This is a genomic window from Halomonas alkalisoli, assembly GCF_021412585.1.
GTDB classification, from domain to species: domain Bacteria; phylum Pseudomonadota; class Gammaproteobacteria; order Pseudomonadales; family Halomonadaceae; genus Halomonas; species Halomonas alkalisoli.
Genome location: NZ_JAKCMI010000021.1, coordinates 305,953 through 319,374 on the forward strand (window position 1 = coordinate 305,953; position 13,422 = coordinate 319,374).

15 protein-coding genes and 1 tRNA gene are annotated in these 13,422 nt (G+C 64.2%); 9 read left to right on the forward strand and 7 right to left on the reverse strand.

Features of this window, described 5'->3' with window-relative positions:
• Positions 1-62 precede the first annotated feature (62 nt).
• The 5 genes from LY622_RS07840 to LY622_RS07860 all read right to left on the reverse strand — a co-directional run bounded on the left by LY622_RS07840 (position 63) and on the right by LY622_RS07860 (position 2,296).
• Complete coding sequence (locus tag LY622_RS07840; protein WP_234290384.1) at positions 63-680, reverse strand: LysE family translocator; 618 nt, start codon at positions 678-680, stop codon at positions 63-65.
• Between the two features lie 53 nt (positions 681-733).
• Positions 734-1,147 carry a nucleoside diphosphate kinase regulator gene (gene rnk, locus LY622_RS07845; protein WP_234282351.1) on the reverse strand — a complete coding sequence of 138 codons (414 nt, stop codon included), beginning with the start codon at positions 1,145-1,147 and terminating at the stop codon, positions 734-736.
• A 138-nt stretch (positions 1,148-1,285) separates the two neighbouring features.
• Entirely contained in the window at positions 1,286-1,441 is a 156-nt protein-coding gene (locus LY622_RS07850; RefSeq protein WP_234282353.1) for a hypothetical protein, read from the reverse strand.
• Positions 1,442-1,517: 76 nt separating this feature from the next.
• Positions 1,518-1,838, reverse strand: coding sequence for a hypothetical protein (locus LY622_RS07855; protein WP_234290385.1), 321 nt, complete (start codon positions 1,836-1,838; stop codon positions 1,518-1,520).
• A 263-nt stretch (positions 1,839-2,101) separates the two neighbouring features.
• Positions 2,102-2,296, reverse strand: a complete 195-nt coding sequence (locus tag LY622_RS07860) for a hypothetical protein (protein ID WP_234290386.1) — start codon at positions 2,294-2,296, stop codon at positions 2,102-2,104.
• Positions 2,297-3,127: 831 nt separating this feature from the next.
• Here LY622_RS07860 and LY622_RS07865 point away from each other — a divergent pair.
• Positions 3,128-3,865 (forward strand): Crp/Fnr family transcriptional regulator, encoded by a 738-nt coding sequence (locus tag LY622_RS07865; protein ID WP_234290387.1) that lies wholly within the window; start codon positions 3,128-3,130, stop codon positions 3,863-3,865.
• 139 nt (positions 3,866-4,004) lie between these two features.
• On the opposite strand, the gene LY622_RS07870 is transcribed toward LY622_RS07865, so the two are convergent.
• Positions 4,005-4,091: transfer RNA gene (locus LY622_RS07870), tRNA-Leu, on the reverse strand.
• Positions 4,092-4,230: 139 nt separating this feature from the next.
• On the opposite strand from LY622_RS07870, the gene queA reads away from it, so the two are divergent.
• The 5 genes from queA to secF all read left to right on the forward strand — a co-directional run bounded on the left by queA (position 4,231) and on the right by secF (position 9,993).
• Positions 4,231-5,271 carry a tRNA preQ1(34) S-adenosylmethionine ribosyltransferase-isomerase QueA gene (gene queA / locus LY622_RS07875; protein ID WP_234290388.1) on the forward strand — a complete coding sequence of 347 codons (1,041 nt, stop codon included), beginning with the start codon at positions 4,231-4,233 and terminating at the stop codon, positions 5,269-5,271.
• 164 nt (positions 5,272-5,435) lie between these two features.
• The gene (gene tgt / locus LY622_RS07880; protein ID WP_234290417.1) at positions 5,436-6,554 is read left to right on the forward strand and encodes a tRNA guanosine(34) transglycosylase Tgt; all 1,119 of its coding nucleotides are present in this window, start codon (positions 5,436-5,438) and stop codon (positions 6,552-6,554) included.
• A gap of 98 nt (positions 6,555-6,652) precedes the next feature.
• Entirely contained in the window at positions 6,653-6,982 is a 330-nt protein-coding gene (yajC, locus tag LY622_RS07885; RefSeq protein WP_234290389.1) for a preprotein translocase subunit YajC, read from the forward strand.
• A gap of 221 nt (positions 6,983-7,203) precedes the next feature.
• Positions 7,204-9,054: a protein translocase subunit SecD gene (gene secD, locus LY622_RS07890; protein ID WP_234290390.1), complete on the forward strand. Its 1,851-nt coding sequence runs from the start codon at positions 7,204-7,206 to the stop codon at positions 9,052-9,054.
• 9 nt (positions 9,055-9,063) lie between these two features.
• Positions 9,064-9,993: a protein translocase subunit SecF gene (gene secF / locus LY622_RS07895; RefSeq protein WP_234290391.1), complete on the forward strand. Its 930-nt coding sequence runs from the start codon at positions 9,064-9,066 to the stop codon at positions 9,991-9,993.
• A 78-nt stretch (positions 9,994-10,071) separates the two neighbouring features.
• Here secF and LY622_RS07900 read toward each other — a convergent pair whose 3' ends face one another.
• Entirely contained in the window at positions 10,072-10,866 is a 795-nt protein-coding gene (locus tag LY622_RS07900; protein WP_234282366.1) for an inositol monophosphatase family protein, read from the reverse strand.
• A 173-nt stretch (positions 10,867-11,039) separates the two neighbouring features.
• Between LY622_RS07900 and trmJ the strand changes: the two genes are divergently transcribed.
• The 3 genes from trmJ to iscR all read left to right on the forward strand — a co-directional run bounded on the left by trmJ (position 11,040) and on the right by iscR (position 13,380).
• On the forward strand, positions 11,040-11,831 hold the full coding sequence (gene trmJ, locus LY622_RS07905; protein WP_234290392.1) for a tRNA (cytosine(32)/uridine(32)-2'-O)-methyltransferase TrmJ: 792 nt from the start codon (positions 11,040-11,042) through the stop codon (positions 11,829-11,831).
• A gap of 86 nt (positions 11,832-11,917) precedes the next feature.
• A complete protein-coding gene (gene cysE / locus LY622_RS07910; protein WP_234282370.1) occupies positions 11,918-12,781 on the forward strand; it encodes a serine O-acetyltransferase in 864 nt (287 codons plus the stop codon).
• A gap of 128 nt (positions 12,782-12,909) precedes the next feature.
• Positions 12,910-13,380 carry a Fe-S cluster assembly transcriptional regulator IscR gene (gene iscR / locus LY622_RS07915; protein WP_234290393.1) on the forward strand — a complete coding sequence of 157 codons (471 nt, stop codon included), beginning with the start codon at positions 12,910-12,912 and terminating at the stop codon, positions 13,378-13,380.
• The last annotated feature ends 42 nt before the right edge of the window (positions 13,381-13,422 follow it).

The following is a 13,422-nucleotide window of genomic DNA, read 5'->3' on the forward strand; positions in this document are numbered from 1 at the left end:
TTTCGAATAGCCTTGAGGCTAGCATTATCCCCTGCGCGAGGCCGGGCCGGCTGTCAACGCTGTCAGCCGAGAGGGCCGACAACCACCCGCAGGGCAAGGGCCAGCAGCATCACGCCGGTGATTCGATGAATCCAGTGCGAACGGCTCTGGAGCCAGGGCAGCACCCGGGAGTGGGTCAGCGATACCGCCACCAGCACATACCAGCCGCCGTCGATGATCATGGCGGTGAGCACGATGATCGCCTTGGCCGCCAGGCTCATGTCCGGGGTGACGAACTGGCTGAGCAGGGCAATGAAGAACAGGATCAGCTTGGGGTTGCCCAGCGCCACCAGCATGCCTTCCCGCGCCGCCTGGCTCCGGGTCGTGGCCATGCCCGTCGCCTCCATGGCACCGGCCCGCCCGGCGCGCAGCGCCTTGATGCCGAGCCAGGCCAGATAGGCCGCGCCCGCCCAGGTGATCGCCTGGAACAGGGTCGGGTAGCGCACGATCAGCGCCCCCAGGCCCCATACCGTCAGCAGGGCATAGAAGCCCACCCCCAGCGCATGAAAGAGTGCCGCCACTACCCCCGGCGCGCGTCCGCCGCCCAGGGTGTGGCGCAGCACCAGCGCCAGGCTGGGCCCGGGGGACATGGCCCCCATGGCGCAGACCGCCACCAGCGACATCCATAGCGAAAATGGCATCCTGATCTTCTCCTCGATATAGCCGACGCCGCCTTTCGGCGCCGCCCATCTCCTCAGCGGTGGAACTGCCCTTCCCGCTCCGGCTGCCACAGGATGGCATCGATGCGCAGCTTCGTCTCGCCGCCACCGGGCAACGGCCAGTCGATGACATCACCGATACGCAGGCCGATCAGCCCGGCGCCGATGGGCGCCATGACCGAGATGCCGTCTTCGGTCTGGGCCAGGGCATGAGGATAGACCAGGGTGCGGATGATCTGCCGGTTACGGTTCAGGTCGGTGAACTGCACCTGGCTATTCATGCTGACGACATCGTCGGGGATGTCTTCCGGGTCGACCACCTCGCCCCGCTCGAGCTCCTCCTCCAGGCAGTCGGCGACGAAACGATCCTTGTCGTCCGCCTGGTCGATCAGGCGCTGCAGGCGATCGGCGTCCAGGCGGTTGATGAGAATGGGTGGACGGGGTGACATGATGACCTCCTTATGGCCGGTCAGCGGCAGGTGAACGCGCTGCCGGCCCTACAACTAAAACAGCCCTTCGCCCGCATTGGGGAGAAGGACTGTGACGATAGCGACATGATAAGCCCGACGGCGGGCCTTGTCAGGTCCTCACGACCGGTTTCGGCGGCCCGTCAGGATTACCACGACACCCAGCACGGCCAGCGTCAGCCCGACGAACAGCGCCGGATTCTGGGTCTGAAAGCCGAACAGGGTCAAACCTACCCCCAGCACGATCAATGCTGCGGCGAACCACTTCACACCCATGACGCACTCCTCGCAATTCAGTATAGCCGCCAGCATGACGTCGATTCTGAGGCACATCAAGGAAATAGCGGAAGGTTCACATCACACCGAGGGTCTCCAGCGCCCTGCGGGTCACCTCGAAGGGGACGTAGAGCGCCTCCGGGCTGAGGTTCAGCACCACCATCAGCAGGGCGAAGGTCACCGCGCAGCCGATGAGGAAGCTCACCACGTGAAAGCCACGCCGCCCGGCCGCCTCCACCGGGCGGCCTTTGCCTCGATGTGCCTTGGGTGGAAAGCCCGTCTCGTCTGCGAACTCCTCGTCGGCGCCTGCGCGGCCACGCCTCAACCACCCCGGCGGCGGCCGGCCCTCACGCCGATCCCCCTCCTTCCAGTTCTCCTCCCGATCTTTCATCCCCATGCTCGCCCACCCCCGCCGATATCGCCACTGCATCACATTATTATAGCCCTAGGCTTGGGTGATTGGAGCGATCGTCACGAGAGATTTGGATTTCGAGAGAAGTTTATCGACCTGGTGAGGCGAATAGCTCGCCATTTAACGAATCGAACCGAGTGAATTGGCCGAAAGGCCGGATCTTGCAGCAGATCAGCGCTAAGTCCGACAGGCTTCTGGGGCTAGAAGTCCGTATTGATTACGTTAAGGAGGGCCGCCCACCGAACTCGTCAAGCCTGGGCTTGTTTCGGCTTGCGGCGCCAGGATGCTTTCGGCTTTCCTCGAGCAGACCCCGGGCTCAGCGCCACCGCGTATAACATCAGGCCCACTGACCCAAGGATGATTCGCGTGATGGGAGAATCCTGAGCGATGATAGCCAAGAGCATGACTATCGTGCCAAGCGCCAAGGCAAAGATGGATTTCATAACACTTCCTGATTACGCAACTTGGTCAGCTACCACGCCGGACTGGGAGCATACTCACCCAGGACAGAACAAAGCCAACAAATAGTTATCGATTTGAATTTAACCCCTTATCAGCCACCACCTTCGAGCCCGACAGTTCATGGAGCCGACACATCCCAATTACCGGAAAACCTTTTCCTGGCGCATCAGAAGCGGTGTATACCTGTAGATTAACGATCTCTTTCAGGCAGCCGGCCACCTCAGTCAAGATAGGCAACTATTGCGTCCATGCAGGACAGTTTAACCCGCGCCCGCTCGCCCCAGAATTCCAGGACCTCCGCATCAAATGAAGTTGATTTGATTTTCTCGAACGAATTACCGTTAAATTTCGTGGATTTCATGAATATTACCCTTTACAGGATTGCACTGTCACGATAGCTGAAAAATCATGAAGAGCAGGACAAATGAAACAACTTAAGAAGAAATGAACATACTAAATGACATACTGGGAGAATCTTTTCTGTCGACAGCGCAGCACGGGGATCGAATCACGCACGTAGCAGTATGCAGGTTGCGCTACGTCCCTGTAGCGCAGCGCGCAACATCCTGTTTAGGCATCTCCTTTGCCACGCTTATCCAGAGGATGGACCTTACGGCACGTACTCACTGTGCGCTGACGAACATAGCGTTGCGGAATCGCCAGAAGCGCGGGCAAGGCAAGCCGTCGCGGATCCCATGGCAATTGTGTATTCCTGCGCTAACGTACATAGCAAGTGTGTCGATTCTGGCGTGTGTGGGGGCGCTTGCCCCCCGCGCCTGAGGAACTTGTCAGCTAGAGGAGTCTTGTCAATCATGACCCAACAATCTGATCCTCGTCAGAATTCCATGCTGGCAGCCTTGCCCTTGGATGAATACCAGCGCCTCGCGCCCCTTCTCGAGCCGGTCGAGTTGAAGCTGGGGGCTTCGCTAGCCGAGTCGGGAGAGACGATGCGTTATGTCTATTTCCCCACGGATGCCATCGTATCGCTGCTGTGCGTCATGGAAGATGGTGATTCGACAGAAATCGCCGTCGTCGGCGCCGAGGGTGTCGTCGGCATCTCGCTGTTCATGGGCGGCGAAACCACACCGAGCCGTGCCATCGTGCAGAGCGCAGGCAGCGCCTATCGCCTCAGGGGGCCGCTGGTGAAGGCCGAGTTCTATCGTGCGGGCCCCCTGCAGGACCTGTTGCTGCGTTACACCCAGGCACTGATCACCCAGATGGCGCAGACTGCGGTGTGCAACCGGCATCACAGCCTGGATCAGCAGCTGTGTCGCTGGCTGTTGCTGAGCCTGGATCGCTTGCCGACCAACGAGCTGCGAATGACCCAGGAATTGATCGCCAACATGCTTGGCGTACGTCGAGAAGGTGTCACCGAATCGGCCGGAAAGCTGCAGAGAGCCGGCCTGATTGCTTACCATCGCGGGCGCATCACTATTCTGGACAGACCCGGTCTGGAAGCGCGGGTCTGTGAGTGCTATGCGATCGTCAAGAAGGAATACGACCGCCTGATGACCTATCGTCGCCCTCCCCGGGACAGGGGAATCGGATAGCTCTTACCTCAGGTCATCAGTAGTAGGCGCAGGATGCCCTCGGCTGGCGCGCCCCGCCGCCACCAAAACTGTGCGACCAAGCACTGAAAACAGAAGGCCAGAAACACAAACAGCCGCTCGTAAGCGACTGTTTTTCATCTGGTACCGGCGGTCGGACTCGAACCGACAAGGGCTTGCACCCGGCGGATTTTGAATCCGCTGCGTCTACCAATTCCGCCACGCCGGCAGCGCGGTGCATTATACGTGGCCTTCACCGCAGGTCAATCGGGATGCCTGACGACGCGGCCATTTTTCGGTATCCTTGCGGGCTTGTCCGGCTGCCCGCCAGCCGCTTCTGCCGACCTTTCCTGCGGACCCGAACCTGCATGCAGCGCGCCGATTTCCATTACGAGCTTCCCGAGGATCTGATCGCTCGCTACCCCTCCGAGCAGCGCAGCGACTGCCGCCTGCTGTGCGTGGATGGCGCCAGCGGCGAGCTGGCCCACCGGCGCTTCGTCGACCTGCTCGACCTGCTCGAGCCCGGCGACCTGCTGGTGTTCAACGACACCCGGGTGATTCCCGCGCGGCTGCACGGCCACAAGGCCAGCGGGGGCAAGGTGGAGATGCTGCTGGAGCGTCCGCTGGACGCCCACCGGGGCCTGGCGCACCTGCGCAGCAGCAAGTCGCCCAAGCCCGGCACCGAGCTGATCTTCGAGGGCGACATCCATGCCGTGGTGGAGGGCCGCCGCGATGCGCTGTTCGAGCTGCGCTTCCTTGGTGAGACGCCGTTGATCGCGCTGCTGGAGCGTCATGGCCATATGCCGCTGCCGCCCTACATCACCCGCGAGGACGAGCTGGCCGACCGTGAGCGCTACCAGACCGTCTATGCGCGCCGCGACGGCGCCGTGGCCGCCCCCACCGCCGGGCTGCACTTCGACGAGCCGCTGCTGCAACGCCTGGCGGAGAAGGGCATCGACAGCGCCTTCGTCACCCTGCACGTGGGCGCCGGCACCTTCCAGCCGGTGCGCGCCGACGACATCCGCGAACACCAGATGCACAGCGAGTGGATCGAGGTGGGCGAGGCCGCCTGCGAGAAGGTGCGAGCCGCCCGCGCCGCGGGTCGTCGCGTGGTCGCGGTGGGCACCACCAGCGTGCGCTGCCTGGAAAGCGCCTGCGCCAACAGCAGCGACGGCGAGATCGCCCCCTACAGCGGTGAGACCGATATCTTCATCTACCCGGGCTACGCGTGGCGCTGCGTGGATGCCCTGATCACCAACTTCCACCTGCCCGAGTCGACGCTGCTGATGCTGGTGGCGTCCTTCGCCGGGTACGAGACGACGCTGGCCGCCTATGGCGAAGCCGTGGCCGAGCGCTACGCCTTCTTCAGCTATGGCGATGCGATGTTTTTAACCCGCAAGAGTTCCTGACCCGCAAGACAGGCTGAATATGAGCATGCCGAATTCGACACCGACTCACTCACACCCGGCTTCATACCCGGCAAGCGCCGTGAGTTCGCCAGCGCTTGCCTTGCCCCATCCTGCTCGGCACCCTCAGTTTCCCTATCGAGATACCCATGCGTAACGAATCCTTCATGTCCTTCGAGCGGCTGGCCAGCGACGGCCGGGCCCGCCGCGGCAGGCTGACCTTTCCCCGCGGCACGGTCGAGACACCCGCCTTCATGCCGGTGGGCACCTACGGCACGGTCAAGGGCATGACCCCCGCCTCGGTGGAGGAGGTCGGCGCCGAGATCATCCTCGGCAATACCTTCCACCTGTGGCTGCGCCCGGGCACCGAGGTGATCGAGGGCCATGGCGACCTGCACGATTTCTCCCAATGGCACAGGCCGATCCTCACCGACTCCGGCGGCTTCCAGGTCTTCTCCCTGGGCAAGATGCGCAAGATCACCGAAGAAGGCGTGCACTTCCGCTCGCCGGTGGATGGCGCCAAGGTGTTCATGGGGCCCGAGGAGTCGATGGCGGTGCAGCGTTCGCTGGGCTCCGACGTGGTGATGATCTTCGACGAGTGCACCCCCTACCCGGCCACCGAGCAGGAAGCCGAGCTCTCCATGGAACGCTCGCTGCGCTGGGCGAAACGCTCCCGCGAGGCCCACGGCGACTCCTCCTCGGCGCTGTTCGGCATCATCCAGGGCGGCATGTATCCCGAGCTGCGACGCCGCTCCCTCGACGGCCTGCTCGAGATCGGCTTCGACGGCCTGGCCATCGGCGGCCTCTCCGTGGGCGAGCCCAAGGAGGAGATGATCGGGGTGCTGAACTATCTGCCCGAATGGATGCCAGAAGAATACCCGCGCTACCTGATGGGCGTGGGCAAGCCGGAAGACCTGGTGGAGGGCGTGCGCCGCGGCGTCGACATGTTCGACTGCGTGATGCCCACCCGCAACGCCCGTAACGGCCACCTCTTCACCGCCGAAGGCACCGTCAAGATCCGCAATGCCAAGCACCGCCACGACACGCGCCCCCTGGAAGACGGTTGTGACTGCTATACCTGCCAGCACTTCTCCCGCGGCTACCTGCACCACCTGGACCGCTGCGGCGAAATGCTCGGCTCGATGCTCAATACGATCCACAACCTGCGCCACTATCAGCGCCTCATGGCCGGTTTGCGCGGTGCCATCGAAGCGGGTACATTGGCGGACTTCGTGGAAGGCTACTATGCGCAGCGGGGGCTGCCAGTACCTCCTGCGCCGAATTGAAGACCGACCGACTGCCGTGGCCACTGGCCCCGCAGCTTCGCTCGATGAACGTTTCTCGCACGCAACCTTAACTTACCCTCTCAGGAGACACGCCTCTCATGCTGGATTTCTTCATCTCTCCGGCCATGGCCCAGGACGCTGGCGGCGCCGGTGGCGGCATGGCACAGATCATCATGCTGGTCGGTTTCGTACTGATCTTCTACTTCCTGCTGTGGCGTCCTCAGGCCAAGCGGGCCAAGCAGCACCGTGAGCTGGTCGGCGGCCTCTCCAAGGGCGACGAAGTGGTCATCGGCGGTGGCCTGCTGGGGCGCATCACCAAGGTTGGCGATGATTTCATCTCCCTGGAAATCGCAGACAATACCGAGGTCAATGTACAGAAGAGCGCTGTGGCGAACGTGCTGCCCAAGGGCACCATCAAGTCCATCTGACTTCGACGCTCCTCGTCCTTGCCGATCGACCCTCCCCGGTCAGGTAACGGCGAGGGTCGCAATCCGGCCGATGCCCCGGGCGCCCTTCGCGCCCTCGGGCATGCGGCCGTGTTGTCGTCTCGTTAGCCGCTGCTTCAGCCGCCTCTTTTCATTTTCAGCAACCCGTTTTCAGCAACCCGTTTTCAGCAACCCGTTTTCAGCAACCAAAGGGCAGGGCTCGCATGCTCAACCGTTACCCCCTGTGGAAGTATCTGCTGATAGGCATTGTGCTGCTCGTAGGCCTGGTCTACTCGCTGCCCAACCTCTATCCGGAAGACCCGTCGGTCCAGATCAGTAGTGCCCGCGGCGATGCCACCATCGATGCCGGCCAGCTCGACAGCCTTCGCCAGTCCCTGCTCGACGCCGGGATCGACATCAAGGGCGTGGAGAGCGAGGACACCCGGGTCTTGATCCGCCTGGACGACCCCGACGACCAGCTGCGCTCACGGGACATGATCGCCGACATGCTCGGCGACGATTACGTCGTGGCATTGAACCTGGCCGAAGCGACACCCGGCTGGCTGCAGTCGCTCTCCGCCTCGCCCATGACCCTGGGGCTCGACCTGCGCGGCGGCGTGCACTTCCTGCTGGAGGTGGACATGGACGCGGCGCTCGAGCAGCGGCTCGAAGTGAATGCCAGCGCCATGCGCGAGCAGCTGCGCAGCGAGCGCATCCGCTACCGCGGCACCGAGATCGAAGGCCGCACCCTGACCATCACCTTCGCCAACGAAGAGGATCGCGATACCGCCCGCCGGCTGATCGCCCGCGAGTTCCGCGACTTCGACTACGACAGCGCCGGCGACGGGCGTGGCGCCCAGCTGGTCATGACCATGACCGAACAGGCGGTCAACGATCTCCAGGACTACGCCATCAACCAGAACCTCACGACCCTGCGCAACCGGGTCGACGAGCTGGGGGTGGCCGAACCCATGGTGCAGCGCCAGGGACCCGACCGCATCGTGGTCGAACTGCCCGGCGTGCAGGACACCGTAGCCGCCAAGCGGGTGGTGGGTGCCACCGCCAACTTGGAATTCCGTCTCGAGGCGCGCCCCGACACCCCGGACATCGAGACCCAGACCTTCAGCTTCCGCAATGACCCCTCGCGCACCGCCGACCTGATGCGCGACGTGATCATCACCGGCGACAGCGTCTCCAGCGCCAGCCGCAGCTTCGACGAGAACGGCCGCCCCCAGGTCAACATCAACCTGGACGGCACCGGCGGCACCCTGATGAACCGCGCCACCCGTACCAACATCGGTCGCAACATGGCGGTGCTGTTCATCGAGCACCGGACCCGCGATCGGACGGTGATCGAGAACGGCGAGGAAGTCACCGTTCGCGAGCCCTATACCGAGCGCGGCCTGATCAGCCTGGCCACTATCCAGAGCGCACTGGGCAACAGCTTCCGCATCACCGGGCTCGACTCGCCCACCGAAGCGGCCGAGCTGGCCCTGCTGCTGCGCTCAGGCTCGCTGGCGGCACCGATCTACTTCGTGCAGGAACGGACCATCGGCCCGAGCCTGGGTGCGGAAAACATTCAGCGCGGCGTGATGTCGGTGCAGATCGGCCTGCTGCTGGTGGTGCTGTTCATGCTGATCCGCTACAAGGTGTTCGGCATCTTCGCCAACGTGGCCCTGGCGCTCAACCTGACCCTGCTGATCGCCGCCATGTCGATGCTGGGTGCGACCCTCACCCTGCCCGGCATCGCCGGCATCGTGCTGACGCTGGGCATGGCGGTAGACGCCAACGTGTTGATATTCGAGCGAATACGCGAGGAGCTGCGCAGCGGGCTGTCGATCCAGCAGGCGATACATGCCGGCTACGAGCGCGCCTTCACCTCGATCGTCGATGCCAACATCACCACCCTGCTGGTGGCGGTAATCCTGTTCTCGATCGGCACCGGGCCGGTCAAGGGCTTCGCCGTGACCCTGTCGCTGGGGATCATCACATCGCTGTTCACCGCCCTGCTGGTGACCCGTTCGATGGTGAACCTCACCTACGGTGGCAAACCAGTCAAGAAGCTCTGGATATAAGAGGTGGTAATGAAAACCCTCATCAATCGACAGTTCGACTTCATGGGCAAGCGCCACATCGCCTTCGCGGTGTCGGCGCTGCTGATCCTGGCGTCGATCGTCTCGCTGCTGTTCCAGCAGCTCAACCTGGGGCTGGATTTCACCGGCGGCACCCTGGTGGAGGTGCGCTACGGCGTGGCGCCTTCGCTGGAGGCCATCCGCCTGATCCTGGAGGACGCCGGCTTCCGCGACGTCTCGGTGCAGACCTTCGGCGCCTCCACCGAGGTGCTGATTCGCCTGCAGCAGGCCTTCGACCCTGAAGTGGGCGACCGCGTCGTCAGCCTGCTGCGCGCCGAAGGCGACACCGTCGAGCTGATCCGTGCCGAGTTCGTCGGCGCTCAGGTAGGCGAGCAGCTGCGCGACCGAAGCGGCCTGGGGCTGATGGTGGCGCTGGGCGTGGTGATGCTCTACGTCGCCTTCCGCTTCCAGTACAAGTTCGCCATCGGCGCCCTGCTGGCACTGATGCACGACGTGATCATCGTGGTCGGGATCTTCTCGCTGTTCCAGCTCGATTTCGATCTCACCGTGCTGGCCGCCCTGCTGGCGGTGATCGGCTACTCGCTCAACGACACCATCGTGGTCTACGACCGTATCCGCGAGACGATCCGCAAGTCGCGCATCGACGACATGCCGGCGATCTTCAACGAAGCCATCAACCTCACCCTGTCCCGCACGCTGGCGACGTCTGGTACCACCTTGCTGGTACTGATGGCACTGCTGCTGCTGGGTGGCGACATGATCCACTACTTCTCGATCGCGCTGATCATCGGCGTGGTGGTGGGGACCTTCTCCTCCATCTACGTCGCCGCGGCCCTGCTGATCGCGGTGAAGCTGGAGCGCAAGGACCTGATCCCGCCGAAGAAGGAGGATCTGGAAGAGGGCGAGGAGGAGCTGCCGTAAGGCGTTTTTCCTGGCTAGAACCAAAACCGCCCCCGCAGCGTCGCTGCGGGGGCGGTTTCGTCAGCGCACCATGTCACATCAGAAGTGCGGCTTGAGCTGCTGCACCAGGGCCTTGAAGAGGCGCGGACCGGCGGCCATGAGCCGACCATCGTCCTCCACCGAGGGCTGACCGTCGGGTGTTCCCATGAGTGCACCGGCTTCCTTGAGCAGCAGGCTGCCGACCAGGCGGTCCTGCTCTTCCAGGCCCAGCACGAAGGCAGCATCGACGCGACCCGCGGCGAGTTCGGCCATGTCGAGCAGGCCGCTGCCGGTGGCCAGCTGGAGCTGAACCAGGGGGCCGAGCTGCTGGACCAGGGTCAGATAGGCGGGCAGGTGGCGGCTGCGCTGGTCGAACTCGGGCAGGCTCATGGCCAGGCTGGCACCGCTGATGGCGGTGGTCTTGGGCACGCGAATGCGCTTGCCGTTGTGCTGGGCACCGCGGCCACGGCTGGCCAGGTATTCGTCATCGCTGAAGGGGCATATCACCACCGCATGCTCCGGGCGGCCCTTCACCAGGCAGACCAGGGACAGGGCAAAGCCCTTGCCGGCCACGCCGAGGCTGGAATAACCATGGAAGGGCTCGATCCGCCATTCGATGTCCTGCCCTTCGCCCTCGCCGGAACGGTGGGGGGTAAAGCGGCCGGAAATGCCGTGCAGCGGATAACCGCGGCTGAGCTGATGCGCGATCAGCGTCTCGGCATTGCGGGCGGTGTCCTCGAGCAGGCGCTCGAGGTTGTGTTCCTCGTGAGAGTTCTCGATGCGCTCACGAATGCGCAGGAACTGTTCGGCGGCACTGCGCGTGGCGCGCAACGCAAATTGGACCATCGGATGCATGATCGGGCCTTGGAGCGTCGGTGGTGTTAAAGAACAGGCTAGTTCGAACGAAGCGTGCGGGTCGAACGTGTCGGCGCGAATCCTAGCAGAGTCGGCCCGCCTGTGCCATCACCGCGAGCGGACATGGTAGACTCTGCGCCCTCTTTTCCCGTGACGCGACAGGCAGGACTCCCATGCTCGACCGCATCCGCATCGTTCTGATCGGCACCAGCCACCCCGGCAATATCGGCGGCACCGCCCGCGCCATGCACAACATGGGCCTTGCCGACCTGGCCCTGGTGGCCCCGCGCTGCGAGCCGCTGACCAGCGACACCATTTCCCGTGCCTCCGGGGCCGATCATATCGTGCATGGCGCTCGCAGGGTCGAGACCCTGGAGCAGGCCGTTGCCGACTGCACCCTGGTGGTGGGCGCCAGCGCCCGCTCACGCACCCTGCCCTGGCCGATGATCTCGCCTCGGGCGCTGGGCAGCCGGCTGCCCGACGAGCTGTCCGGCGCCGAATCGCGGGTGGCGCTGGTGTTCGGCCGCGAGGACAGCGGCCTCTCCAATGCCGAGCTGCAGCGCTGCCATGCCCACGTGCATATCCCGACCAACCCGGACTTCAGCTCGCTCAACCTGGCCGCGGCGGTGCAGGTGCTGGCCTACGAGTGCCGCCTGGCCTGGCTGGCTCAGCAGGATGAGGCGGAAGGCGCCGAGGCCGAGCCGCACCAGCCGCTGGCAAGCCACCAGGAGCTGGAGCACTACTTCGCCCACCTGGAAAAGACATTGATCGCCATCGGCTTCCATGACCCGGCCCTGCCCCGGCAGCTGATGGCCCGGCTGCGCCGCTTCACCCTGAAGGCCCGCCCCGAGCGCATGGAGCTCAATATCCTGCGTGGTATTCTCACCGCCACGGAGAAGCAGGCAGCCCGGCCACAGGCCGAACAGCGGCACGACGCCGACGACAGCGACACACCATCGCCTTGAAGCCAGCCCTCTGCGCCCCCAATATGGGAAGTCACCCCGACAGATGCCGCTAACGGCTCCGTCCCACCGCCACCCAAGGACGCCGCATGTTTCAACGCCTGCGCGAGGACATCAACAGCGTATTCGCCCGTGACCCGGCGGCACGCAACTTCCTGGAAGTACTGACCAACTATCCGGGCCTGCATGCCCTGCTGCTCCATCGCCTGGCGCACTGGCTATGGAAGAAGCGCCTCAAATGGCTGGCACGCACCCTGTCGACCTTCTCGCGCTGGCTGACCGGCATCGAGATCCATCCCGGGGCGAAGATCGGTCGACGCTTCTTCATCGATCACGGCATGGGCGTGGTGATCGGGGAAACCGCCGAGGTGGGTGATGACGTCACGCTCTACCAGGGGGTCACCCTGGGCGGCACCAGCTGGCACAAGGGCAAGCGCCACCCCACCCTGGAGCAGGGCGTGATCGTCGGCGCAGGCGCCAAGATCCTCGGCCCGTTCACGGTGGGTGCCGGGGCCAAGGTGGGCTCCAATGCGGTAGTCACCAAGGAGGTGCCCGCCGGCGCCACGGTGGTCGGCATTCCCGGCAAGATCGTCAAGCGCGAGGAGCCCGACGTGGCCGCGGCTCTCGACGTTGACCCGGCACGGCGAGAGGCGATCTGCCAGAAGTTCGGCTTCGACGCCTACGGCGTCAGCGAAGACATGCCCGACCCGGTGGCGCGCTCCATCCAGGCCATGCTCGACCACATGCATGCCGTGGACGAGCGCATCGAACGCATGTGCGGCACGCTGCGCAAGCTCGACGCCAGCTACCGAGAGGGCAAGCTGCCCGAGCTGCGCGACGAGGATTTCGCCGATATCCTCGACGACGTCGATGCCTGCTGTGGCCCGCCCAAGCCGAGCGAGCGCACGCCGCCGGAGGAGGACAAGGGCGACGCACAGCAGCGCAATGGTTGACCAGAACACTCGGGCTTTACCATAATGGCGTTCTGACCCCCGTGGCCTACATTGGCCGCGCCGCACACTGAGCGCCAGCCCTATACGCAGGCGCAGAGGTACGCTCCCATGCGTTCGACGAGCCCAGCATGCGTTTGACAACCAAGGGGCGCTACGCCGTCACCGCCATGCTCGACCTGGCCCTGAACAGCGACAGGGGCCCGATCTGTCTGGCCGACATCTCGCGCCGCCAGGAAATCTCGCTGCCCTATCTGGAGCAGCTCTTCGCACGCCTGCGCCGCGCGGCACTGGTCAAGAGCGTTCGCGGCCCCGGTGGCGGCTACCTGCTGGCGCTGCCGGCCGAGGAGATATCGGTGGCGAAGGTGATCGACGCGGTGGACGAGTCGGTGGATGCCACCCGCTGCCAGGGGCTGTCGGACTGCCAGCAGGGCGACACCTGCCTGACCCACCACCTGTGGTGCGACCTTTCCGAGCAGATCCGCGGCTTTCTCGACGGCATCACCCTCGGCCAGCTGGTGGAGAACGGTGATGTTCGCCGTATCGCCAAGCGTCAGCGCGGCCGCCTGGATGCGAATACCATCCTGACCTCTGCGCCCTGACCGCCAACGGACACCGATCCCGTATGGAGACTCCCACGAGCC